This is a genomic window from Acinetobacter sp. Ver3 (genome assembly GCF_000632455.1).
Lineage (GTDB): Bacteria > Pseudomonadota > Gammaproteobacteria > Pseudomonadales > Moraxellaceae > Acinetobacter.
Window position 1 is genome coordinate 1 of the sequence record NZ_JFYL01000046.1, and the last position, 24,095, is coordinate 24,095.

Genomic DNA, 24,095 nt, shown 5'->3' on the forward strand with positions numbered 1-24,095 from the left:
TATTTCATATCCAATGCAACCTCTTTTTTAAAATTTAATTATATTTTCTTAACAAGTGATTATATTTTCTACAAAATCACTCTTTTTTCACGGTTAATTCACATTTTTTGTGCAAATATACTTTAGTAAACTGCTTTCAACTCTCGCTATAATGGCGTTATTCTGTTCGTACTTACTATTTATTTAATAAGACTAATATTCAGCTTTTATTCTAGGATGTTTTTATGCAGTACTCTCAACTTATTTGGGTCAGTATGTTAAGTATTGGTTTAGCAGCACCCGCTTACGCCAAACAACCTGAGATTGCAGGCAATAAAATTGCTGACGATACTGCATTATCAACATCTGATAAGTTGTCTACCTCAAATGATAATAACCAGCCTTTAAACAACGATATTGCTAAGGCTTCACAACCAGCTTTAGAAAATTCAGTTAACACCAATGGATCTATCAAAGATTTAAAAAATTTAAAAATTGATAATTTCAAAGTCAATGCAACAGCAGCATTACCTGAAAATGAAAAAGATCCACTTCAACCTTTAAACAGACAAATCTACGCATTTAATGATGTTGTCGATCAAAATGTCTTGCGCCCTATAGCCGTGCAGTACGCTGATAAAGTTCCAGAACACGTTAGAGATTCATTACGTGGCTTCCGAGACAATTTGGGTGAGCCATGGAATGCTGTAAATCAGGTTGCTCAAGGTCGCTTTAAACGTGCCGCACAAACGTTTGGTCGTTTTACATTAAATACAATTACAACGCTTGGTTTCGCTGATCCTGCACGTCGCTTATCTCTGCCAATGGAAGATGAGGATTTTGGAACTACTCTAGGCTATTACGGTGTCCCTTCTGGTCCTTACCTCGTTCTTCCTTTTATGGGACCAAGCACCTTCCGTGATACTGTTGGTCGCGTAGTAGATAGTCAGGCACGCCCTCAAAAATATTTACTCGATGGTCATGATCGCATCTATTATAGTGACTGGGCACTTAGCGCATTAGATACACGTGCTCAACTTTTAGAGATTGAACAAGTCTTGCAAGGTGACAAGTATGCAGCAATGCGTGATGCCTACTTACAACGAAAAAACTATGTTATTGCTGAAAAACGCGGTTTAGAAACGGGTTCTGGACTATTTATTGAAGATGATTTTTCAGATGATGAATCCTTCATGGATGAATCTATGGAATCCGAATAAAAGCCATATGTAAGTTAAAGTCTAAATCTTTTGTTTTTAGACTTTAACTTGGCGTTCGATATAAGTTCGTCTAAGATAGTTTTATAAATAAAGCATTTAGGATTGATTCTTTCATCTATGTATTTCATTCAACCCACTCGTGACATCCATCTTCTAGATAGCGTTCTAGAGGCTCTGCCGAGTTTACAAATGATTCATATAGATGATCTTCATCTTTACGATTCAACCATCATTGCCATTAGTGATGTTAATGATTTTCTGCAATATAAATGGACTCTCCCTACGATCGTGATAGGTCATGCAGATGAGGGACTTCAACTCTCGCAAGCATGGGAACTTGGCGCACTCGCTGGCTGGATTTGGGACCGTCTTCCAAAAGATCTCGCAAAATCGATTGCTAAAATTGAAGCAAAATACAAACGCAATCAGGACAGCCGCGACCTGCCCTCTGCAGCTGAATTACAAAAAAAACTATTACCCAACCCAATCGACCTACTTAATTATAAAGTCGAGACTTTATTTCAACCGTCAGCTTACTTATCTGGTGATTGGTATGATTATTGGAAACTCAGTGATCGTGAAATCTTATTTTATCTCGCGGATGTTTCTGGACATGGTGTAACAAGCTCACTTCTTACCTCTTGGATGGCTGCATTTCACGGTAGATCGAAAACCCCACGAGAACTCCTCAAAAAACTTAATGGCATGCTTTTACAAGAGAACATCGAAAAGCATATTACAATGATTGCAGGCACATTGAATCTAGAGACCCACCAGCTTAAGTGGTCAAGCGCAGGGCATTACCCTCCAGCAATTATCTTTGAACCTAATCAGGATGCTCGCATCCTCAACACCAGCAGCTTTCCCTTAGGTCTTACTGAAGATCTCGAAATTGAAGAGTTTGAATGTACGTTGAATCGTGGAGCTCGTTTTATTATTTGCTCAGATGGTGCACTTGAACCTTTTGATGGTGGATTGAATGAACAATTTACACAATTGGTCTATCACTTGCAAAATCAATCATTCGAAGTTCCTGAACATGTTGCAGATGATATTGCAATACTCAGCTTCCAACGTCTAAATTAAGTTAATAATCAATAGTGTAGCTGTTTATAAATCGATCTACGACTGAAGACTACTTGAGTATCGACTTGTGCTATGTGATAATTTTAGCATCCTTTCTGCAAATGGCATTTATATGTCAACAGGTCATGTTGAATATGCAAGCTTGGATGGTACGCACATTTTCAAACTCATTGGAGAAGTGCGCGCTCAATCTTGTATAAGCCTTGATAAATTATTATCTCGGATTGAACAACAACAAAACGTCGTAGGCGCAATTGTTGATTTAACCCAAACTACATTCATAGACAGTACTGTGCTTGGAATCCTCGCAAAACTAGGATTAAAGCTCAAACAAGTGCATCAAGTTCAAGCTGTTATGTTATCTACTAACCCAGATATCACTACACTTGCGAACAGTATGGGTCTTGGTCAGGTTTTCGTAATTTTAAACTATTGCGGAGATCCGAATGTGTGCACGCGCGCTTTATTGGACGAACACATCACACATAATGCAATGCTTTCAACTGTATTAGATGCTCATCGTACATTAATGAAATTAAATGCTGATAACCAAAATATGTTCGAGCCTTTGGTTAAACAATTAGAACAACAACAAGATACCATCGATCACAGCATCTGATATTCTCTTAAGCATACTGAGCGCTTAAGGAGAACCTCATGACAACCTTACTTTCTGTCACCCAAATGAACTCCCAAAATGATATTGAAAATAACTTTCAAGTCATTGAATCATTGTTAGCAAAAAGTAAGAATCAAGGGGCCTCCTTGATCGTTTTCCCGGAGAATTTCGTTTGTTTTGCGGCAGGCAAACAGCGTGAGACTGCTGAACGATTTGAAGAAATACAATCTCGTTTAGAACAACTTGCTCATCAATATCAAATGTGGATTGTTGCTGGGACACTCCCCTGTCCTTTTCGCCCAGACGGCACCATTGTGCCAGATGGTCGTGTCAGAACAACTAGTCTTTGTATTAGCCCTGAAAAGACAGAAGCACGTTATGACAAGATTCATTTATTCGATGTTCAAGTCGGTGATGCGGTAGGTGGATATCACGAATCTAAGTTTTTTGAACCAGGTGATCAAACCGTCATTGCTAAAACTCCATTTGGCAATATTGGTTTAATGGTCTGCTATGACCTTCGTTTTCCTGAACTTGCTTTAAAGCTGCGCGCACAAGGCGCAAATATTTTAACAGCACCTTCTGCTTTTACTTACACGACAGGTCAAATGCACTGGCAATTACTTTTACAAGCTCGTGCCATGGACAGTCAATGCCAAGTTTTAGGCTCAGCTCAACAAGGGTGGCACGGTGAAAAAAGACAAACCTGGGGTCACTCTGGTGCTGCGAATTCTCGTGGTCAATTGTTAGATATCACCTCTGAAGAAGGTGCTCAAATGATTACAGTTCCTTTTGACATCGATGAACAGAAAAAAATTAGAGAATCGATGCCATTAATTCAGCATCGTAAACTTATTCAGCTTTGACCTGCTCACACATAAAAATTGAATACCAAGCTTTACAAAATTACCGATTATCATTCCTTTTAAATCAGAGAGTATAGATATTCACCTATACTCTATCTGGAAGGAATTATGTCATTAGAAAAAGTTGTTTATACCGCACATGCAAAAGCTACTGGTGGGCGTGATGGTCGTGCTACATCATCAGATCAAATTTTAGATGTTCAGCTCGCTGTACCAAAAGAAATGGGTGGTCCCGGTGGTGGAACAAATCCAGAGCAATTATTTGCTGCTGGTTATTCTGCATGTTTCTTAGGTGCGATGAAATTTGTTGCCAACCGCGATAAATTGAAAATCACACCAGAAGCTTATATTGAAGGCGAAGTGAGTATTGGTCCTATTCCAACTGGTTTTGGAATAGCAGCCACTTTAAATATTCATCTGGAAGGCTTGGATAAAGAGGAAGCTCAAAAGCTGGTAGATGCTGCTCATATCGTTTGCCCATATTCAAATGCAACACGTGGCAATATTGATGTGACCTTGAATGTGATTGTTTGATCCAGTTGTTTCAATCCTAAAAATCACGCTGATATGCATATGCATCTCAGCTTTTTTGTGGTTATAAGTTAATTTCAACTTAGAAAAAGAAATTTTATATTAGGTGGGATCAAGTAGATTTATGTGTATCTAAAGGAATAATGACTCTTTGCCTCAGCTTGCAGTAATCAGTCCTGCAGCTTAATTTAAAGAAAAATAGTGATTTGGAGATACCTCCACTAACTAGTTCAGTATCTCCAAAATTTCCGTCTTCAACTATATCAATTCAAAAGTACATATGTCTTTTTGACTATTACTCTTTTAATCTAGCAAGTAAACTATTTAAAAAGTATTGCTAAGTCAATTAAGGCGGGCGTTGTAATTGAGCCGATCATTGACTTCATAACACTAGGCGTCCCATTAACGGAAATAGCTGGACGTGCACGAGGAGTTGTAAGTGCTGTATCGCTATTTAGATCTATACGGTATAGGATAGAAGCACCATTATTGTTGCTTATTGCCGCTAGAGCTAATCCATTATCACCACCAGCAATATCGAAACCATCATTCAAGCTTAAGTTCACGCCAAGACTACCTAATCTCACCAATGTTCCATCATTGGGTGGAACTTGCTTCGTCAGTAACTGATTGGCCTGATCTAGATTAAATAATTCGGTGCTAAGAGCTGAAATAGGTGTTTTAAAACTGTTGGTATATGCCGCAGCGCTAATCACTGCATTTGTGATCCCATTAATTTTGCCATCTTGAATGGTTTCACCCGTATCGACATTGATTCGCAGATTTTGCCCTGAATTACTGATGACTCTTAAACGGTCAGCCGTTGGATTGAAGTCAACAGCAAACTGTGTGCCGTCTAGAGTACTAAAGTTACTACCCGTGCCTGCTTTAAGTGCAGTCACAAGTGTTGCAGCACCAGAATTTGGGTTAATGGTATACAAGTTTGCTTGATTAGTTAAACCATATAGTGTATCGGTTTTATCAGTAGCAGTACGTAATCTAAAATCAATACCTACGAATTTTTCATTGACCAATACGCCTGTAATTTTTTGTTCGGTCGTATCATTTGGACTATTGATTTCAAATCTAATTAAAGAATTATTATTGGTCAACCCAATTCCTTTTGAAGTGGTTTCTTCTGCTCGATTAAGCGCAATCCCACGAATGGAGGTTTGACGATATTCGTTAGGCAAGTCGCTTGTCTCAAAAATAGCGTTATTGGTCGTTCCGACTTGAGCAAGATTAACTTGAAATAGTTTATATGCACCCGAGACTTTTAATGCAGCAAAACCAATATTATTTATTGGGTCTATATCAAAACCACCGTTATTCGATACATCCTGACCTAAGGGTGCAGAGATACCTAATGTTCCGGCATTTGCATTTTGCAGATAAATGCGATCTGTCGAAGATTCGATACTGTATAATTTTGTACTTGCCGTTCCAGCAAAAGCATTGGTATAAGCTGCGGCACTTACTTCGGTTGTAGCATCACCAACCCGACTAATTTCTCCATCGGTGATGGTGAGACCTGTATCAACATTAACTCTTAGGTTTTGACCATCTTGACCAATAATTCTTAGACGATCCGCAGCAGGGTTGAAATTCACGCTAAGCGCATCAGGATTGGAAGTAATTTTACTAAAAGCTGCATTACCATCTGTCGTATCTGCTGGATCAGCTGTCATTTTAATAACGAATTTTGCTACTCCAGAACTTGGATTTAACGTGTAAATATTACCCAACAAACCTACTGCATATAACTTTCCATCACTTGGACGATGGTCCATTCCAACCAGTTGATCCCCAGAAACTAAACCTGAAATTTTAATATTTGAAATCAGCGAACTAGGTTGGTCATGATTGAGTGAGCTAATCATACCGTCACTGGTCAGTACCAAGAGATTACCAGTAGCATTTGTTGGAGGAATAGGCTCAGATGAATTTGAATCATTACATCCAACTAATCCGATACCACCGAGTACGGTGAGGGTGCAGATGAGTGTTTTGAGTTCCATGTATAATTTTCCTTAATTACTGATATTTGATTTTGAAGAACTTCTGATTACACGGTTCAATATGTAAAACAACTCAGCTTTGCTGAGAAACACGTCGAGGTATCTTTAGACTTGGAAAGGATCATTCTCTATAGTTAAGCATGTAGAATACATAGAAATGTAGATCTTCAAGTTCAATGTCTGTCGCATGTTAATTAACCATATGTTTTTATTATTTTTTAGTAAATATATGTTTTATAGCTATTGTTTTGTATTGTTAGATCTATTTGGTAATACTTCACAGATTTTTCACATTATGTATGAAACCAAATGCAAAATTAAATTATCACATTGCAAAATCTAAATATTACATAATCTTTAATTTTGTAAAATAATTTTAGTGAGATGTCTTACAGTAATGGCGTTTTGACATAAGATAATTCATAAATATTCCTATAATTGACCTTATAAACCTTATTCAAAATTATTTTTATTTATTAATGTAATTCATTACCTTATGCGAATGCGAAATGCCCAACTATTATAATTGGGCTCTTTTGTTGAATCCTCAGCTTTCGAGCTTAATTTCAAATCAGCGCTTCTTCGTTTTATCGAGAATTATTAAATAATCTCTGAATCACTCCGCCGCTTCGTTTGTTACTCGAAGTACTTCCTCTAATGTACTCTTACCTTCAAGCACCTTTCGTAATCCATCATCACGTATCGAACCTGACTGCTGGCGAGCATAGTTTTCAACTTCAAACTCTGCAGCATTCCCGTGAATCAGACGGCGCATTCCATCATCAACAGGGACGATTTCATAAATGGCGGTACGACCACTAAAACCTGTATGCGCACAATGTTCACACCCCTCTGGTTGAGGCAGATTGAGCGCAGTACCATCATGGACATTCTTAAAAATTTCTTTTTCAAAGTCATCCGCGGCACGCCAACTATGACAGTGCGAACACAAAGTACGAACCAATCGTTGCGCAATCACACCAATTAAAGAACTCGACAGAAGAAATGGCTCAATTCCCATGTCTTTTAAACGCGTCACTGCACCAATCGCAGTATTGGTATGCAACGTCGACAATACCAAGTGACCCGTCAAGGATGCTTGCACAGCAATTTCTGCAGTTTCTAAATCTCGGATCTCCCCCACCATCACCACATCTGGATCTTGACGAAGCATCGCTTTCAATGCACGCGCAAATGTCATATCCACTTTAGTGTTAACCTGAGTTTGTCCAATACCTTCAAGTTGATATTCAATTGGATCTTCCGCGGTCAAAATATTCTTAGATCCGTCATTTAAATCCGAGAGTGCAGCATAAAGTGTCGTAGTTTTACCAGAACCTGTCGGTCCGGTCACGAGAATGATACCGTGAGGACGATGCACTAATTGGGTTAATCGCTCGTAATCATCTTTCATCAGACCCAAATGGGTCATATTTAAACGACCTGCTTGCTTGTCTAAAAGACGCATTACTACGCGCTCACCATGTGAAGAGGGTAAAGTCGAAACACGGACATCCACCTCACGACCTGCCAGTCGTAAAGAGATACGACCATCCTGAGGAATTCGCTTTTCAGCAATATCAAGTTTTGCCATTACTTTAATACGTGAAACTAACAATGGGGCAAGTTCACGACGTGGTTGCACGATTTCTCGAAGTTGCCCATCAACACGTAAACGAACCGATAACTTTTTTTCAAAAGCTTCAATATGTATATCTGATGCACTCACTCGAATGGCTTCGGACAATAATGCGTTAATCAATCTAACAATCGGAGCATCGTCTTCCTGATCCATCAGATCTTCTGCTTCAGGTACTTGATCGGCTAAACTTAACAAGTCAGGATGATCTTCTAAACCAGCAGCCACTTGCTGAGACTCGCCTGTCTCGCCAGCATAACTTGAACTGAGTAACTGACTAAAATCTTGTTCAGTCGCCAATTGATATTGGGCTGTACGCCCCACGTAACGGCGTGCTTCTTGCAAAGCAACCAAAGCAGTATCTTGACGACGGACAATAAAAACTTGATCCCCTTCATAACGCAACAAAACGCCATGCTTTTTTGCAAAACTATACGGTATTTGTATTTGTTTAAGTACTTGCATAAGGGATGATAATCATGATTAAAATTACCTCGAGTGTACTCTAAGCATTTGACAGCGTGAAGACAGTTTTTTAATGAATTTATTTAAGGATATTCCCTATTGTCACTAGATCAGAAACTTGAGCAAAACCCTTCGACTTTAAGATGGTGGGGTGAGCAGCATTTTGAACTCAATCAAGTGCGTGCTTGGCAATTTGGTTCATTGCTCTTTCGACTCACTCGTGGCTTACAAGAATGGCGCATGGAATACTACCGTCCTCAAATTCAATACGACTACGAACAAAAGTGGCAGGAAATGGATGACCCCCATTTTTCATTTCCTCGTCCAGTGCATGTAGAACGTTACATGTTCAGGGAAACTCACCCTAAAATTCAATTGATACCACGTCTTGCAGATCGATCTGTGGTGATCCGTCCTGTAGACCCAATTTACATTCCAGCTGGTCAACGTGGCACGCTTTATATTAGTACCCCTCTGTGGCTTTCAGGTTATGTCGAAAGTCAAAAGACCCCATTATTCGATATACCGGTCATTATGCCTAAAGATACATGGTTCGGACCTGATCAACGCAGTGGTGAAATGTGTTACGCCACTTCAGTTGATGGTCGAACAGAACTCAAACAACTTCGTCCACGTGCATTTCGTGCAGTCACTCCAATTGACTTTCACAATGTCAGTGGAAATCAACTCCGTTTCGATCGAATGAATGTACCTGTTCCTGCCCTGCCTTTGTTTTATAGTGAAAGTACAGAGCGATTATGGACGTCACAAATTAAAGTCATTCACGAAGGGATGGATCGACCAGCACGTATTCGTATTGAAAATCGCACCCCACCATTGGCTGGTGATGTAATTTATGTCAATCCAGCACGTGCCCCAGGTAGTACTTTATTTAACATGTTTGATTCATTCTTCTAAGGGGGGCATATGGCAGATAGTCTTACCGGCACCATTGCTGATAGCCTCAAAAGTATATTTACCAATATCAATACGGATCGCCTAACTGAAATTATTATTGCGATTGTGCTTTGCTTTATTGGATTCCTTTTTGCTCGAGTCGTTTCCAATACTTTTGTGAGAACGATCGGCGCCAAATTTAATGCTCATCAGCGTTTGGTATGGCGGCGCGGTATTTTTTATTTTATTTTCCTCATCTTTGTGATGGCGAGTTTAAAAGAAGCAGGTTTTAAATTAAGTGTATTTCTAGGTGCCGCTGGTATTTTGACCGTAGCGCTGGGTTTTGCATCTCAAACCTCTGCGACGAACTTGATCAGCGGTTTATTCTTGATTGGTGAAGGTTCTTTTGAAATTGGTGACACCATTCAAATTACGTTAATTCGTGGACATACCATCGAAGGTGAAGTGATCTCCATTGATTTACTGTCTGTCAAATTACTGACTCAAGATAATGTCTATGTCCGTTTACCTAATGAGCAATTAATTCGTGCTCCCGTACACAACCTTTCTAAATTCCCGATACGGCGCATCCCCATTACACTTGCAATCAACTTTCATGAAGACATCATTAAAGTACGAGAAGTTTTATTAAAAGTGGCAAACAGCTATCCTTTAGTGTTAGCAGATCCCAAACCTGCTGTAACGGTAACCGCATTCCGTGAATCTTCAATCGAATTGTTATTCGCCATTTGGTGCCAACAGGAAAACTTTTTAAAAGTGCGTGATGAAATGCAAGAGCGGATTCGAAACGGTTTTGTTGATCACCATATTGAAATTCCTGTACCTAAAATGGGTTTTGTTGATCGCCCTCCACAACCCTCGTTAACAGATGAGGAAATAGACCAATACGCCAATGCTAAGGAAATCAAAAGAGAGCCTAAATTATAATGAATTAAGGTTAATGCTTGATCTCAGGATCAAGCATTAGTCTCTTCTACTCGATTTTGCTCTGGCGCTGGGGCGATGTACGCAATAATCAGCATCAATCCTCCCGCGCCTAAAAATGATAAAACTCGACTTAGAGTGCCGATATGGGATAAATCTAACAATACCAATTTAAAAGTCACGATCGCCAAAATACTTGCACCAAACATCCATACCACTCGATTATGGATGACAGCGGCATATTTCATCACAATGAATGCCATGACCACCCACAATAATGTCAACGCCAATTGCACTGCAGAATCTTGCCAAATGATCCACTGGTTATAAGGTGTAGCAAAATAAAAATGTAAGGCTCTAAGAAGTACATAACTACTTACCCATAGCACAGCGAGTAAGATCAAGAATGCGCCAAGTGTTCGCTCTAGCCCCATTCTGATTTGACTGCGAAGCACCTGAATAAGCACCCACAAACCAGTCAGACTGACTACATCAATAGGGTTTAAGATTGGGATAAAATATTTCCAAAAGATTTCTACCACCCAAATTTGTGAGCTGACAATCCAGCACAACAATAAAATGAGGCTGGTCTTTGTTAACCAAAGCTTATTCAAGTCTGTTGTTTTAAAAAAACTATAGCCATAAAGTATCAACGGTAGAAGGACAACTCCCATCATAGGTGACATTGAAACTACACCTACGCTGGCACAAGCTAAAGAAGCGAGTCCACCAAAGGCGATCCATTCATTTTCATACTGAGCATTTGAAATTGGTTTTAACCACAGATAGCTGAGAGCCAAACAAGCCAAGATAAACAAGCCTTGCTCACCAAATGATAGCCAGACGATGATACCTTGAGTGTATTGATCGATCAGCATAATAGCTGCGAACACTACAATAGGAATCAGCCCGAACCATTTTGGTAATAACCATGACCATGAGACTACTTGGCGCGGTTGTAAGACTAAATTAGCAGCAAAATAAATCGCAGTTGTGAATGCAAGTGTGTAGATTAATCTCATCGGTTCACTAAAACTTTCCACACCTTGATAAAGCAGTAAAAGACTCGCAAAAAAAGAAAAAATAGACAGGAAAATTTTATCTGACAGTGTCAGCTGTTTTTGATAACGCATCACAACATTGGAGACCACAATCGTAAGGATATAACTTAGACCTAGTAACCATGGGATGATATTTGGAATTAATGCTAAATCGATCAAATAGTATAAATACGAAAAAAATCCAACTGCTAACAACGCATAACCTAATGTTCGCCCTACCCTAAACTCACGATGCAAGCCCCAAATTAAAATAAGAAGTCCTTCAAAAATCCACCCGATCACACTCCATACTTGTGGGATCAAGATCGGCGGGATAAAACTTAGAAAAATAAAACCTAACATTAAATAATTTTGTTTAATCGCCGTATCAAATTTCGCGTGCTGCACAACTTTAAAAATCGCAAAGTGAGTCAATGCAAAACCCAAACACAAGGCAATTTGAACCGATTTTTGATCTAAATACATGAGATGTAAAAATGCGTATGCGACCAAGGGACTGACATAAATCAATGCGGAGTCAATAATACGCTGACCTAAATGAGCTTGATTTTGATGTGTAGCGAGCTGGTTAAATCTGAAACCCAACCAAATAAATACACTCGCATGTGCAATAACTAGACAGGATAAAACGAATCTCTCTGCAACACCGCCATTCAAAAAGGCATAACCACCACCGATAACAACAATGAGCAGCAACGCTATTTGAGTGAGTATTTTCCATGGATGTAATGTACAAATTACACCTACAACACAATTGACCGCTAGATAATAAGACAGTAATTGAGCTGAGGAAAAATCTGCATGAGGTAATGTGAACGGTGCAATATAAGCAACCAAAACTCCCATCAGGGAAAGCTCCACTGACCGCTGTTTTAAAATCAGTATGACCAACGACAGCATGCTCAAGCTGTAAAGCGTAATCGTATTAATGAGATTTAACAGATCATAGTGATAAGCAAATAGAATACTTAATAACAATCCCGCAAAACCCAGTCCTTGTAAAGCAAGACCAAAGCCGCGGTTTTTTTTCTGTATATGATAACCAAAGGCAACACATATGATCGCGATGACAGCAACAGCCAAAAGTTTGATTGAAAGACTTAAGGTCCAATGTTCAACCATATATCTCAATAATAAGACGACCCCAATCACCAGGACAGTAATCGCAACTTTCAGGACAGGATTCCCATGAAAGATCCATCGTCTGATTTGCGCCCCAAAACCCAAATCATTCTGCTGATTTATCTGGATTCCCTCTAAACCTTGTAAAATACTTGGGGTACTCGTCTGATCGTCTCGATCTAGTTTTATTAGCTTTTCCTGCAAAGCACCGATTTGAATTAATCGACCCTCAAGTTGTCGCAACCAGTTTAGAAAAAAATAAATCCAGAATGTTAAACCTAATCCAACCAACCATGTCCAATCGAACAAACTACCAATTAGTGCAAAAAATGATGAAATATATAAGGGCAATCGTGATGTATTCTGCTTCGAATAATGAGTCTGTTGCTCAATGTTGGTAAGCGGTTTTTCAACATGATGGGCATATTGCATAACACTTATGATGAATGCAGCAACACATAAAAACGTAATGATCGGCAACGCTAGAACCCAAGCACTGATCGCTACTATGATGAGTAGCATCAACCAAATCATTTTTAGTTCACTATGTTGCTTCAGCATACACATCATTCCTTTTTTAGCTAGATTGATGATACCTCAGCAAGAATTGGCATTTTGCGTTTTTCATCGCATATTCTGTACACTTGATTGCAAATCTTGTATCAGCGCAACTGCTGAAAATCACGTACAATGAAAAAGTTAATTGGATTAGGAACGTTTCAATGCCACCATTTGTCTTGGTCGATGGGTCATATTTTTTATTTCGTGCTTATCACGCACTACCACCGCTAACGACGTCAACAGGTTTACAAACCAACGCAATTCGCGGAGCTATTTCTGCTATCCAAAAGTTAATGCGTCGTGTTCAACCTACACACATGGCTGTCATTTTTGACACACCTGAACCAACTTTCCGTCATCAACTTTCCCCAATCTATAAAGGGGATCGACCGAGCATGCCTGACGAACTCGCTCAACAAATTCCATATTTACATAATTTAATACGCGCTTTAGGTATCCCACTCCATGCCATTCCAGGCGCGGAAGCCGATGATATCATCGGTACGCTGGCAAAACGTGCAGAAAAAGAAGGCTATCAAGTCTTGATTTCCACAGGCGATAAAGACATGGCTCAATTGGTCACGGACAAAGTGACACTTGAAGACAGTTTTAAAGACAAGCCCATGGATGTGAATGGCGTTTTTGAAAAGTTTGGTGTTTGGCCGAACCAAATTATTGATTATTTAACCCTCATGGGAGATGCCTCTGACGGCATCATGGGCGTTCCTGGTATCGGGGCAAAGACTGCGGCTAAACTGCTGAATGAATATGGTTCAATAGGCGGAATTCTTGAAAATGTCGATAAAATTAAAGGCAAAGTAGGCCAAAATATTAAAGACAATGCAGATGGTATTGCGCTAGATCATCAGCTAGCAAGTATTGTTTGTGACTTAGACATGAATCTGACCTACGATGATCTTAAACTCCGAGATCCAAATGTTGCAGAGTTACGTCAGCTTTACACCGAACTTGAGTTTAGAAATCAACTTCAGTCTCTAGATCATCCCAACAATCCAAATAGTGCTGCGTATAAACAATCAAGTCAAGTTATCGCAAAACCGAGTACTGCAACATCGAAAATCGAAGACCAAGCGGTTCAAACTAGTGTAGATGATCAGCTTGGCGAGGCAACTTACCATACCGTTTTAACACCAGCGGATTGGGAAAAACTCTTTCAAAGATTGACTACTGAGAAACGCTTTGCTTTCGATACTGAAACCACAAGTTTAGATTATCGTGTTGCAGAGATGGTAGGCTTTTCTGTGGCATTTGATGCCCAAGATGCATATTACGTTCCGCTTGCTCACGACTATGAAGGTGCTCCAGAGCAATTGGATCGCGACGCTATTCTTGCGCAAATCAAACCAATTTTAGAAAACGCTGAGATTGAGAAGATTGGTCATCATTTAAAATATGATGCTCATATTCTCGAAAATCATGGAATTCATTTACAAGGCTGGTACTTTGACACCATGCTTGCCTCGTACGTGCTCAATGCTGTGGCGACGCGCCATGGTATGGATGACGTTGCGCGCGTTTATCTTAGCCACTTAACCACCACTTACGAACAAGTGGCGGGCAAAGGTGCTAAACAAAAAACCTTTAATCAAATTGAAATCGAAACAGCAGCGCATTATGCCGCTGAAGATGCCCATGTAACCTATCGTTTGTATGAGGTATTGGAGCGTAAGCTTAAAGAAATCCCAGAGCTTCTCAATATTCTTCATCAAATCGAAATGCCGACAGCTGCAGTTCTGACGACGATGGAAGAAAATGGAATTCAGCTCGATTTGAGTTTCCTCGATCAATTGGGTCAAGAATTTTCTAATACAATTCTAGAGTTAGAAAATCAGATTATCGAAATCGCTGGTCATCCTTTTAATGTCAGCTCACCTAAGCAGGTGGGTGATATTCTTTTTGATAAGTTAGGTTTAAAAGGTGGTAAGAAAACTTCAACAGGTCAATACAGTACCAGCGAAAGCATTCTTGAGAAAATTGATCACCCGATCGCTGCACTTATTTTAGAATATCGTGGCTTGTCTAAATTAAAAAGTACCTATACTGACGGTTTAATCAAACAAGCCAATAACGAAAGTCATCGTGTTCATACCAGCTACCATCAAGCTTTAACCGCAACTGGACGATTATCTTCTACTGATCCTAATCTTCAGAATATTCCAATTCGCGAAGAGATCGGTCGTCAAATCCGAAAAGCTTTTGTTGCACCTGAAGGTCGGGTTTTACTTGCTGCCGATTACTCACAAATTGAACTACGTCTTATGGCACATTTTTCACAAGATGAGGCTTTAGTTGACGCGTTTAATCACGGCCAAGATGTTCATCGCCGTACTGCAGCAGAAGTATTAAATATTGCTTTGGATGATGTAACCAATGATCAACGTCGCCAAGCCAAGGCAGTCAACTTTGGATTACTTTATGGCATGTCTGAGTTTGGTTTAACACGTCAGTTGGGATTCACACGCGAAGAATCTCAAAATTACATTAAACAATATTTCCATCGCTATCCTGGCATTTATGAATATATGCAACGCACACGACAAGTCGCATTAGAACAAGGCTTTGTTGAAACCATTACAGGGCGACGCTTATACACACCAGATATCGATGCGCGCAATATGATGATTCGAAAGGCAGCTGAACGCGCTGCAATTAATGCGCCTCTTCAAGGTTCTGCTGCGGAGATTATAAAAATGGCAATGATCGAAGTAGATAAAATTTTACCTAAAGATCAGGCCAAATTATTATTGCAAGTTCACGATGAATTAGTGTTTGAGGTAGATGAAGCGATCGCTGACGAGATCGCTATTAAAATCGCAGATGCAATGCAAGGCGTTGTTCAACTCTCTGTGCCACTTGTTGTTGAAGTCGGCAAAGGGAAAAACTGGGGCGAAGCGCACTAATTTCTAAGATTCTTAGATTGTAAAAAAGGACTCAAATGAGTCCTTTTTTATGAGATTGTTTAAATCCGTAATCTAGATTTAACCAATTGATTTCAACATGATTTCAGCAATATAAAGTGTAAAGAATGCAAGGATTGGAGATAGATCAATCATCCCTAAATTTGGCATTACTTTACGGAATGGTGCCAACATCGGTTCAGCTAATTCTTGAATCACTTCAATATAAGGTGAACGTGTTTGTGAAAACATCAAAATCCAACTACATATGATGTAAGCGAACAGTAAATATTTAAGAATTGAAATTAATGCCTGCAACATTGAAAGTACTGTTGAACCAATAAAGTACAATACATCGCCTGTTGGTAAGGCATTTAAATATTTATAGCCAAATACCTTAAGAAAATACAACAACACGATCAGCACTAAAGCTGCTAGATTTACACGCCCCTGTGCCACAGTTGGCAAGATTCGTCCAAACACATCTACAATTTTAGTTGCTTTCACTGTCGATAGCACAACAGGGTTATATGGACTGACTGCCGCCAATTGCATTAAAAAACGGAAAAATACCAATAAAATCGCAACATTAATGATAATGTCAAAAAATAGCGCAGAGCTCGCACCCATACTTCAATTTTCCTAAAATTTAGTTATTTAGAACTATCACTTAATTCCTGAGCGAGCTCCTGACTGCGTTTTTTTGCAGCCGCAAGAGCAGCTTGAATATTCTGTGAAATTTGCGCTCGATCAAAAACTTCCAAGGCCGCTTGAGTTGTACCATTTGGTGATGTCACATTTCTACGCAGTTCAGATGGCGTATTAGAACTGGTGATCGCCATTTGTGCAGCACCGAGAGCTGTTTGTAGCGTTAATGCTGTTGCAGTTTTCTCATCCAAGCCTAAATTTTTCCCAGCACGAATCATACTTTCCATCATATAGAAAAAGTACGCTGGACCTGACCCCGATACCGCAGTTACTGCATCAATTTGCTCTTCTGAGTTTACCCAAAGTGTTAAGCCTGTTGCAGCTAAAATCTGACTTGCCAATTCACGCTTTGCTTGGTCAACAACGTCATGAGCATATAAACCATGGGCACCTGTTTGAACCAATGCAGGTGTATTAGGCATGACACGAACGATAAACTCCGTCCCCGTTAATGCAGCAATCGTTGCAATTTCAGCTCCTGCTACAATCGAAACAATTAACTTATTCTCAAATTTATCTTTTAACGGTTTAAGAACTTGTGCCAGTACTTGTGGTTTCACCGCCAGAACAACAACATCAGCATTTTGGATCGCGTCTTCATTATTGTCTGTAACTTGAATTTCTTTTTCTTTTAATAACTCTCTCACACGTTCTACAGGATCGGAAACTGTAATACGCGTTGTTGGTAAACCACGACTAATCAACCCTCCAATTAGGGCTTGAGCCATATTACCACCACCAATGAAACAAATATTACAGTTTAACGCAACACTCATGAACGACTCTCAACCTTGATTTTATAGCGATGAAACTAACTTTGGCTGCCAACCACCGACTTCACAATATTCTGATTCAGCCAGCCAAAACCCTTTTGGCGTGAAAACACCAAGCATAACATTATCTAAGCTTAAAATTTGAATAGTATGACGCTTCCATGGAAAAATTTGTGCCTCTTGAATTGCTTTTTTTAATGGCCATTTCCCCACACGTCCATGCAAATGGACTTTTTCCCCACCTTGACGATAATGCAATGTCAGAGACTGATTTAAAAGTTCTGTACGCAGACCACACTCTTCATGATGTTGGCAGATCTTAAATTGACCCGAAGCTAAATTAACAACTTGCTGGATTTCAAATTTTATTTCCGAATCAGTTGTGTTTGATTCTGCTAAGTATTCATCCTTAGCAACTCGATATAAGATATTTCGGAAACGAACATAATATTGTCCATTCCAATGCAATGCTGCTTGTGCATCAGGTTTCGCCAAAATAACTTCTTCAGTCAATCGCTCTACCATCTCAAATGCAGGACGGTATTGATCCTTACCTTTCATCCAATTTGATAAAAGTTGTCTTCTTCTTGCTAAACTTAATTGATTGAGTTGTCGTAAATCTAGATGATCATCATCGCCACAGAACGCCAAATCCTGTTGTAAAATCTCTTGCAAAATTTCATCCGCATCTTGCATCAACACACTGGTTCTCACAATCGCCTGTTGCATTTTAGGGAATCGGCTTTGCAAAATATTCCAAAGCTCATGACGGCACCAAGCTCGATCATAGTGCGTATCAAAATTGGTCGGGTCATCCACGTAGGGCAATTTGAGTTGTTCTACCCATTGGCAAATCTGCTCACGACTGAGATTCAATAATGGTCGCCAAATAATGATGTCTTCACGTGAATCTAATAATTTCATCGCGGACAATCCCTGTATTCCAGCACCAGAGAACAAACGTAATAATACGGTCTCAGCTTGATCCTGCTGATGATGTGCCAGTACTAAAATATCTGTGTCGGATAAATGATGTTTAAAAGCTTGATAACGTGCTGCTCGAGCTTGCTGTTCCAAATTCCCTTCAGCAATTTGAACTGTCTCGAGAACCACAGGGATGTGCGCTGCCATACAAAATTGATGGACGAATTCAGCCCATTCCTGATTTGCAGATTGCAACTGGTGGTTAATATTAATCGCACGGATTTTTTGGGGAATTAATTGAGACATGACATACAGCAACAGCATGGAATCCATGCCGCCACTGCATCCCACTAAGAACGTGTGTTCATCACCAAATTTGGCAATTTGTTTTAAGAAGCTAGACCTGAATTGTCGCTGCCAAACTTCATTAAACGTTGGTAACGTGCTTCGCATCTTGCATTTGCATCCATTGGAACAAGCTCATCAAGTGCAGCTTGTAACACATGTTTTAATTTATCCATGACTACGTCTGGCTGAAGATGAGCACCCTCACCTTCATCTACAACATACTCGACAATACCAAGTTCTTTCAGTTTATCTGCAGTGAGTGCAAGCGCTTCACTCGCTTGCTCAGCTTTTTCAGCAGTTTTCCAAAGAATTGAGGCACAACCTTCAGGTGAAATCACAGAGTAAATACTGTGAGAAAGCATAATCACACGATCTGCAACGCCAATGCCTAATGCGCCGCCAGAACCACCCTCGCCTAGAACAGTCGCGATGACAGGTACTTTTAAACTTGAGAGTTGAGCTAGACTCGTAGCAATTGCTTCTGCTTGTCCACGCTCTTCAGCACCTACACCAGGGTATGCACCCATGGTGTCAATAAATGTGAAAACTGGAAGATTAAATCGTTCAGCCATATCAAGTAAACGCTGAGACTTGCGATAGCCTTCTGGATTACTCATCCCAAAATTATGCTGTAACTTTTCACGTGTACTACGACCACGATGTTGACCAACCACCATCACAGCCTGACCATTAAAACGTGCTAAACCGCCAACCATTGCACCATCATCACCATATAAACGGTCACCATGAAGTGCATCAAATTCTGTAAAAATTTCGCTCACATAATCTAAAAATTGTGGGCGATCTGGATGACGCGCAATTTGAACCGTTTTCCATGCTTTAGATTGAGCAGCTTTATTTTTCATAAGTCGATGAATATCCCTAAATTAACTATGACGTAGTTAACTAATAAAATTCGCTTATCAGCTTCTGTTAGCCAATAAATTGTTCCGACTGAATATTCAAAACGATATCCCAATGTTTAAATTGCACCTGCTCATCATGCAGCTCTGCAACCAACAAAGGCCATTGTTTTGCATCACCAGAAACTTTCAGTTGCCATTGTTGCTCATCTAATATCTTTAATTCAATGGCAGGAAGCATCTCATCGCTTCGGCTGTGATTCAGCAAAATTGCGAGACGAAGGAGCAAACATAGATAGACAAGTTTAATTCCACCGACTTTCGTCACATCATTTTTTGCTTCAGCACGCAATTTACGGCGATGATGAGCGACCAAATGTGACAAATGATTTTGATCAATTTGTGAAAAACCAGCAATGTCAGAATGCTGAAGCAAATATGCGCCATGACGATGATAACCACTATGACTAATGGCTAAACCTATTTCATGAAGATAAGCTGCTCGACGTAGCAAATCACTATCGTCATTATTTAGACCAAGCGTTCCTGCCACGCTATCAAATAATTGTTGAGCCGTTTCAACAACACGTTCTGCTTGTTTTTGATCAGCACCATAACGCCCCATCAAGGCTTGTACGCTACGATCTCGAATATCTTCATGCTGGAAGCGCCCGAGTAAATCATACATTACACCTTCTCGTAAGGCGCCATCTGAATAGACCAGCTTATCAACTTGAAGAACTTCAAATACAGCGTATAAAATCGCAATACCCGCAGGTAGGACTGCACGACGATCTTCCTTAAGACCCTCAAATTCCATGTCTGAAATATGCTTGTATTTGAGTAACTTATCTTTAAGTTTTTCCAAGCCTTCTCGCGTCAAGTTTTCCTGATCATCGCTCCAACCCATATTTACCGCAATTTGACGACAGGCTTTAATGGTTCCACTTGAACCAACAACAGTATCCCATCCTGCCGCACGGTAAGTAGTCGCGATACCCGAGATTTCTTTGCGTGCGGCAGTCACCGCACGATCGAAAGCTTTTGGATTAATATCTCCGTCTGCAAAATAGGCCTTCGTAAATGCAACGCATCCCATTTGCACGGATTCAGTATGAATCGGCTCAAACTCTTCACCAATGATTAACTCAGTCGAGCCACCACCAATATCAATCACCAAACGGCGACCGCTGTTCGCCATAGTATGTGATACACCTAAATAAATTAAGCGTGCTTCTTCACGACCAGCAATAATTTCAATAGGTTTAGGCAGAATTTCAGCTGCTTTTTGAATGAATTCATGCCCATTTTTAGCTTGGCGCAAAGCATTGGTGGCCACAATTCTTAAACGATTCGATTGGACTGAACTTAGGCGCCCTACAAATCGAGCCAAGCATGCTAAACCACGTTGTTGAGCAGCTTCTGTCAAATTTTTATTTTCATCTAAACCTGCGGCCAATTGGACCTTTTCAGACATCGATGCGACTTTTTTTACCTCACCATGATCAACTCGAGCAATCGCCAAGTGGAAGCTGTTTGAGCCCATATCAATGGCTGCAAGGAGTTCTTCATCAATCAAAAAATCAGACATTGTTGCGCTAAGTTCAACCAGAATTGTGCCTAGATTAATTCACATAACTGTAATTTAAAAGCCATTTATTTAGTCAATTTAACGACTATTTAAAAAATCATCATATATGACAATTGTGTTACACCGATCATGGAAATCGTGAGCATCAATTAGACATTTACAGAATTTAGTCCGAAAATAAACCCTATCCCCTACTTTGTTAAAGTGGTCTATGTAATACTTATATACATAGATAGACCGTTTTCAAAAAATTATTCGGAGCAAATTCCATGTCTGCTAATATCGTTAATACAACTGATGCTAATTTTGAAGCTGACGTTTTAAATTCTGACACGCCAGTTCTTGTTGATTTTTGGGCAGGCTGGTGTGCGCCATGTAAAGCTATTGCTCCTGTACTTGAAGTTTTAGCAACTGAATACGAAGGTAAAGTTAAAATCGTAAAAGTTGACGTAACTTCATGCGAACAAACTGCTGTAAATTACAATATTCGTAATATCCCAGCTTTATTGATGTTTAAAAATGGTGAAGTTGTTGCTCAACAAGTTGGTGCAGCTCCTAAATCTAAACTTGCAGCTTTTATTGAAGAAAATATCTAATTCTTTCAATTTTAATGGCTTTGAAAGCGTCAAATTTTTGGCGCTTTTTTTGACGGTAAAATTGACAAAGAGCCATATCTCACTTATATTGCATGATCAAGAAACACTTGGACAATTTCTCCTCGTTTCTTACAATACACAAAACATAAGATCGCCGCTCGGCTAAAGAAATTGTTTACACATTTCTCCTCGAAAGAACTTACTAGATTCTGAGTTTGTTATTGTGCAAATCAATTGCTGCTCTTTTCTTGCACTGCGGATGTCTTTTGCTTCTATTCTATCTGTGTTCCACACTTCCTTTTAATTCAATCGACCATTTATGAACTTAACTGAACTCAAGAAAAAACCGATAGGCGAACTCATCAAAATTGCTGAGTTCATGGGCCTTGAAGGAATGGCACGTAACCGTAAGCAAGACATTATTTTTGCCATTTTGAAACGCCATGCTATGAATGGTGAAGAAATTTTCGGCGATGGTGTTCTTGAAATTCTGTCTGATGGTTTCGGTTTTTTACGTTCTGCAGCAGGGTCTTACCTTGCGGGTCCAGATGACATTTATGTCAGCCCTTCTCAAATTCGCCGCTTCAATTTGCGCACTGGCGATACGATTACAGGTACGATTCGTCCACCAAAAGAAGGCGAACGTTATTTTGCACTTTTAAAAGTGAATCAAATTAACTACGACACGCCAGAAAACTCTCGCAATAAGATTCTTTTTGAAAACTTAACGCCTTTATTCCCAACTGAACAATTAGTGATGGAGTTAGGAAATGGTTCGACTGAAGATTTAACTGCGCGTGTTGTCGATTTAGTTGCTCCAATTGGTAAAGGTCAACGTTCAATTATTGTTGCACCACCCAAAGCTGGTAAGACAATGTTGATCCAAAACATTGCTCAATCTATTGTTCGTAATAATCCTGAATGCTTCCTAATCGTTCTTCTCATTGATGAGCGTCCAGAAGAAGTAACAGAAATGGAACGTACCGTTCGTGGTGAAGTTGTTGCTTCAACATTTGACGAATCACCTGCACGTCACGTTCAAGTCGCTGAAATGGTGATTGAAAAAGCAAAACGTTTGGTAGAACACAAAAAAGACGTTGTTATTTTGCTTGACTCAATTACACGTTTAGCACGTGCATATAACACAGTTATTCCATCATCAGGTAAAGTTTTAACTGGTGGTGTTGATGCCCACGCTTTAGAACGTCCAAAACGTTTCTTCGGTGCTGCACGTAATATCGAAGAAGGTGGTTCACTTACGATCATTTCTACTGCTTTAATTGAAACTGGCAGTAAAATGGATGAAGTCATCTACGAAGAATTCAAAGGTACAGGTAACCAAGAGATTACGCTTGATCGCCGTATTGCTGAGAAACGTGTATTCCCTGCGATGAATATCAAGAAATCTGGTACACGTCGTGAAGAACGCCTCATGGATGAAGATAAACTACGTAAGGTTTGGATTTTACGTAAGCTTCTCCATCCTATGGACGAACTTGCTGCGATGGAATTCTTACTTGATCGCATGAAGGAAACCAAGACCAATGATGATTTCTTCGATCAAATGAAACGCAAAGCTGCCAACTAATACGCAAAAGGCCATCATTTATTGATGGCCTTTTATTTGGGTTGACACCATTTACATAAATACACAATACTAACTTTTGAATGTAACTTTTCTTGCAAGTATGTGATTTTTATCATCTTGTATTTTAATTCCCTTTATTTTTTAAGTATTTACTTAGTATTTCTCCAATTCAAAATGCAAAAATGATTGTAATTTTCTGTTAAAAATAGGGTCAAATTTCTCATTTTTTAAGCATTTTTTCATTTCGCCTAGTAGTAATTCAAAATACTCAGTGATAGCATGTCGGCATACCAGTTAGGCTGCTCCATGCGTTATTAACCTTACTAACGTTAGGAATAATAAAAGCACACAACAGACTAACCGGGTTTTTTGTCTCAATTTATTTTAATGAGAGTGATGCCATGTTATTCAAAAAAATTGCTATTGCTGCTGCCGTTGCTACTACTTTAGCTTTCGTTGGTTGTGCTAAAAAAACTGAAGAAGCTGCTGCTGATGCAAACGCTGCTGCATCTGAAGCTGTAGAAGCTGCTTCTGAAGCTGTTGTAGCTGCTGACGCTGCTGCTGTTGAAGCTTCTTCTGAAGTTGCTGCTCAAGCTGACGCTGCTGCTGCTGAAGCTACTGATGCTGCTGCTGAAGCTACTGACGCTGCTGCTGACGCTACTGCTGCTGCTTCTGCTGCTCAATAATCTAAAGTTTAGATTATTCGAAAAAAAGAGAACCTTTGGTTCTCTTTTTTTATGCGCTGAATTTTATGAATACGCATAAAGTTAAGAGCAT

General features: G+C 39.6%; 19 protein-coding genes. 11 read left to right on the forward strand and 8 right to left on the reverse strand.

What is annotated here, in order from left to right; all coding sequences use genetic code 11:
* The first annotated feature begins 224 nt into the window (after positions 1-224).
* From CL42_RS11555 to CL42_RS11575, 5 genes are all read left to right on the forward strand, one after another.
* A complete protein-coding gene (locus CL42_RS11555) occupies positions 225-1,199 on the forward strand; it encodes a VacJ family lipoprotein (RefSeq protein ID WP_035268524.1) in 975 nt (324 codons plus the stop codon).
* Positions 1,200-1,316: 117 nt separating this feature from the next.
* Complete coding sequence (gigA, locus tag CL42_RS11560; RefSeq protein ID WP_035268527.1) at positions 1,317-2,285, forward strand: RsbU family protein phosphatase GigA; 969 nt, start codon at positions 1,317-1,319, stop codon at positions 2,283-2,285.
* A gap of 112 nt (positions 2,286-2,397) precedes the next feature.
* Positions 2,398-2,904: an anti-anti-sigma factor GigB gene (gene gigB, locus CL42_RS11565; protein ID WP_035268529.1), complete on the forward strand. Its 507-nt coding sequence runs from the start codon at positions 2,398-2,400 to the stop codon at positions 2,902-2,904.
* 38 nt (positions 2,905-2,942) lie between these two features.
* Positions 2,943-3,770, forward strand: coding sequence for a carbon-nitrogen hydrolase family protein (locus CL42_RS11570; RefSeq protein WP_035268532.1), 828 nt, complete (start codon positions 2,943-2,945; stop codon positions 3,768-3,770).
* Positions 3,771-3,878: 108 nt separating this feature from the next.
* On the forward strand, positions 3,879-4,304 hold the full coding sequence (locus CL42_RS11575) for an organic hydroperoxide resistance protein (RefSeq protein ID WP_035268535.1): 426 nt from the start codon (positions 3,879-3,881) through the stop codon (positions 4,302-4,304).
* 317 nt (positions 4,305-4,621) lie between these two features.
* Here CL42_RS11575 and CL42_RS11580 read toward each other — a convergent pair whose 3' ends face one another.
* Positions 4,622-6,319 carry a DUF4394 domain-containing protein gene (locus CL42_RS11580; protein WP_035268538.1) on the reverse strand — a complete coding sequence of 566 codons (1,698 nt, stop codon included), beginning with the start codon at positions 6,317-6,319 and terminating at the stop codon, positions 4,622-4,624.
* 616 nt (positions 6,320-6,935) lie between these two features.
* Positions 6,936-8,423 (reverse strand): type II secretion system ATPase GspE, encoded by a 1,488-nt coding sequence (gspE, locus tag CL42_RS11585; protein WP_035268540.1) that lies wholly within the window; start codon positions 8,421-8,423, stop codon positions 6,936-6,938.
* 99 nt (positions 8,424-8,522) lie between these two features.
* Between gspE and CL42_RS11590 the strand changes: the two genes are divergently transcribed.
* Both CL42_RS11590 and CL42_RS11595 read left to right on the forward strand, forming a co-directional pair.
* Positions 8,523-9,341, forward strand: a complete 819-nt coding sequence (locus tag CL42_RS11590; RefSeq protein WP_035268542.1) for a hypothetical protein — start codon at positions 8,523-8,525, stop codon at positions 9,339-9,341.
* Positions 9,342-9,350: 9 nt separating this feature from the next.
* Positions 9,351-10,268, forward strand: a complete 918-nt coding sequence (locus CL42_RS11595; protein ID WP_035268545.1) for a mechanosensitive ion channel family protein — start codon at positions 9,351-9,353, stop codon at positions 10,266-10,268.
* A 29-nt stretch (positions 10,269-10,297) separates the two neighbouring features.
* Here CL42_RS11595 and CL42_RS11600 read toward each other — a convergent pair whose 3' ends face one another.
* Complete coding sequence (locus CL42_RS11600; protein WP_035268548.1) at positions 10,298-13,009, reverse strand: DUF2339 domain-containing protein; 2,712 nt, start codon at positions 13,007-13,009, stop codon at positions 10,298-10,300.
* A 161-nt stretch (positions 13,010-13,170) separates the two neighbouring features.
* Here CL42_RS11600 and polA point away from each other — a divergent pair, with 161 nt between their 5' ends.
* A complete protein-coding gene (gene polA, locus CL42_RS11605; protein WP_035268551.1) occupies positions 13,171-15,930 on the forward strand; it encodes a DNA polymerase I in 2,760 nt (919 codons plus the stop codon).
* A 78-nt stretch (positions 15,931-16,008) separates the two neighbouring features.
* Here polA and CL42_RS11610 read toward each other — a convergent pair whose 3' ends face one another.
* The 5 genes from CL42_RS11610 to ppx all read right to left on the reverse strand — a co-directional run bounded on the left by CL42_RS11610 (position 16,009) and on the right by ppx (position 21,134).
* Positions 16,009-16,557 (reverse strand): YggT family protein, encoded by a 549-nt coding sequence (locus tag CL42_RS11610; RefSeq protein ID WP_035268553.1) that lies wholly within the window; start codon positions 16,555-16,557, stop codon positions 16,009-16,011.
* Between the two features lie 23 nt (positions 16,558-16,580).
* Positions 16,581-17,411, reverse strand: a complete 831-nt coding sequence (gene proC / locus CL42_RS11615) for a pyrroline-5-carboxylate reductase (RefSeq protein WP_035268555.1) — start codon at positions 17,409-17,411, stop codon at positions 16,581-16,583.
* 21 nt (positions 17,412-17,432) lie between these two features.
* Complete coding sequence (gene tilS / locus CL42_RS11620; RefSeq protein WP_081403285.1) at positions 17,433-18,785, reverse strand: tRNA lysidine(34) synthetase TilS; 1,353 nt, start codon at positions 18,783-18,785, stop codon at positions 17,433-17,435.
* Positions 18,722-19,546 (reverse strand): acetyl-CoA carboxylase carboxyltransferase subunit alpha, encoded by an 825-nt coding sequence (locus CL42_RS11625; protein WP_035268558.1) that lies wholly within the window; start codon positions 19,544-19,546, stop codon positions 18,722-18,724. Before CL42_RS11625 ends, tilS begins: the two co-directional genes overlap by 64 nt.
* A 67-nt stretch (positions 19,547-19,613) precedes the next feature.
* On the reverse strand, positions 19,614-21,134 hold the full coding sequence (gene ppx, locus CL42_RS11630; RefSeq protein ID WP_035268561.1) for an exopolyphosphatase: 1,521 nt from the start codon (positions 21,132-21,134) through the stop codon (positions 19,614-19,616).
* Between the two features lie 269 nt (positions 21,135-21,403).
* Between ppx and trxA the strand changes: the two genes are divergently transcribed.
* The 3 genes from trxA to CL42_RS11645 all read left to right on the forward strand — a co-directional run bounded on the left by trxA (position 21,404) and on the right by CL42_RS11645 (position 24,004).
* Positions 21,404-21,730, forward strand: coding sequence for a thioredoxin (trxA, locus tag CL42_RS11635; RefSeq protein ID WP_035268564.1), 327 nt, complete (start codon positions 21,404-21,406; stop codon positions 21,728-21,730).
* Between the two features lie 319 nt (positions 21,731-22,049).
* Positions 22,050-23,318, forward strand: a complete 1,269-nt coding sequence (rho, locus tag CL42_RS11640) for a transcription termination factor Rho (protein WP_035268567.1) — start codon at positions 22,050-22,052, stop codon at positions 23,316-23,318.
* Positions 23,319-23,719: 401 nt separating this feature from the next.
* Positions 23,720-24,004 (forward strand): hypothetical protein, encoded by a 285-nt coding sequence (locus CL42_RS11645; RefSeq protein ID WP_035268570.1) that lies wholly within the window; start codon positions 23,720-23,722, stop codon positions 24,002-24,004.
* Positions 24,005-24,095 lie beyond the last annotated feature (91 nt).

Coding starts and splice junctions, on each gene's coding strand:
- ppx (WP_035268561.1), bottom strand. CDS start 21,134: ATGTCTGATTTTTTGATTGATGAAGAACTCCTTGCAGCCATTGATATG.
- CL42_RS11595 (WP_035268545.1), top strand. CDS start 9,351: ATGGCAGATAGTCTTACCGGCACCATTGCTGATAGCCTCAAAAGTATA.
- CL42_RS11645 (WP_035268570.1), top strand. CDS start 23,720: ATGTTATTCAAAAAAATTGCTATTGCTGCTGCCGTTGCTACTACTTTA.
- polA (WP_035268551.1), top strand. CDS start 13,171: ATGCCACCATTTGTCTTGGTCGATGGGTCATATTTTTTATTTCGTGCT.
- proC (WP_035268555.1), bottom strand. CDS start 17,411: ATGAGTGTTGCGTTAAACTGTAATATTTGTTTCATTGGTGGTGGTAAT.
- rho (WP_035268567.1), top strand. CDS start 22,050: ATGAACTTAACTGAACTCAAGAAAAAACCGATAGGCGAACTCATCAAA.
- CL42_RS11600 (WP_035268548.1), bottom strand. CDS start 13,009: ATGCTGAAGCAACATAGTGAACTAAAAATGATTTGGTTGATGCTACTC.
- CL42_RS11570 (WP_035268532.1), top strand. CDS start 2,943: ATGACAACCTTACTTTCTGTCACCCAAATGAACTCCCAAAATGATATT.
- CL42_RS11575 (WP_035268535.1), top strand. CDS start 3,879: ATGTCATTAGAAAAAGTTGTTTATACCGCACATGCAAAAGCTACTGGT.
- CL42_RS11625 (WP_035268558.1), bottom strand. CDS start 19,546: ATGAAAAATAAAGCTGCTCAATCTAAAGCATGGAAAACGGTTCAAATT.
- CL42_RS11555 (WP_035268524.1), top strand. CDS start 225: ATGCAGTACTCTCAACTTATTTGGGTCAGTATGTTAAGTATTGGTTTA.
- trxA (WP_035268564.1), top strand. CDS start 21,404: ATGTCTGCTAATATCGTTAATACAACTGATGCTAATTTTGAAGCTGAC.
- CL42_RS11610 (WP_035268553.1), bottom strand. CDS start 16,557: ATGGGTGCGAGCTCTGCGCTATTTTTTGACATTATCATTAATGTTGCG.
- tilS (WP_081403285.1), bottom strand. CDS start 18,785: ATGCGAAGCACGTTACCAACGTTTAATGAAGTTTGGCAGCGACAATTC.
- gspE (WP_035268540.1), bottom strand. CDS start 8,423: ATGCAAGTACTTAAACAAATACAAATACCGTATAGTTTTGCAAAAAAG.
- gigA (WP_035268527.1), top strand. CDS start 1,317: ATGTATTTCATTCAACCCACTCGTGACATCCATCTTCTAGATAGCGTT.
- gigB (WP_035268529.1), top strand. CDS start 2,398: ATGTCAACAGGTCATGTTGAATATGCAAGCTTGGATGGTACGCACATT.
- CL42_RS11580 (WP_035268538.1), bottom strand. CDS start 6,319: ATGGAACTCAAAACACTCATCTGCACCCTCACCGTACTCGGTGGTATC.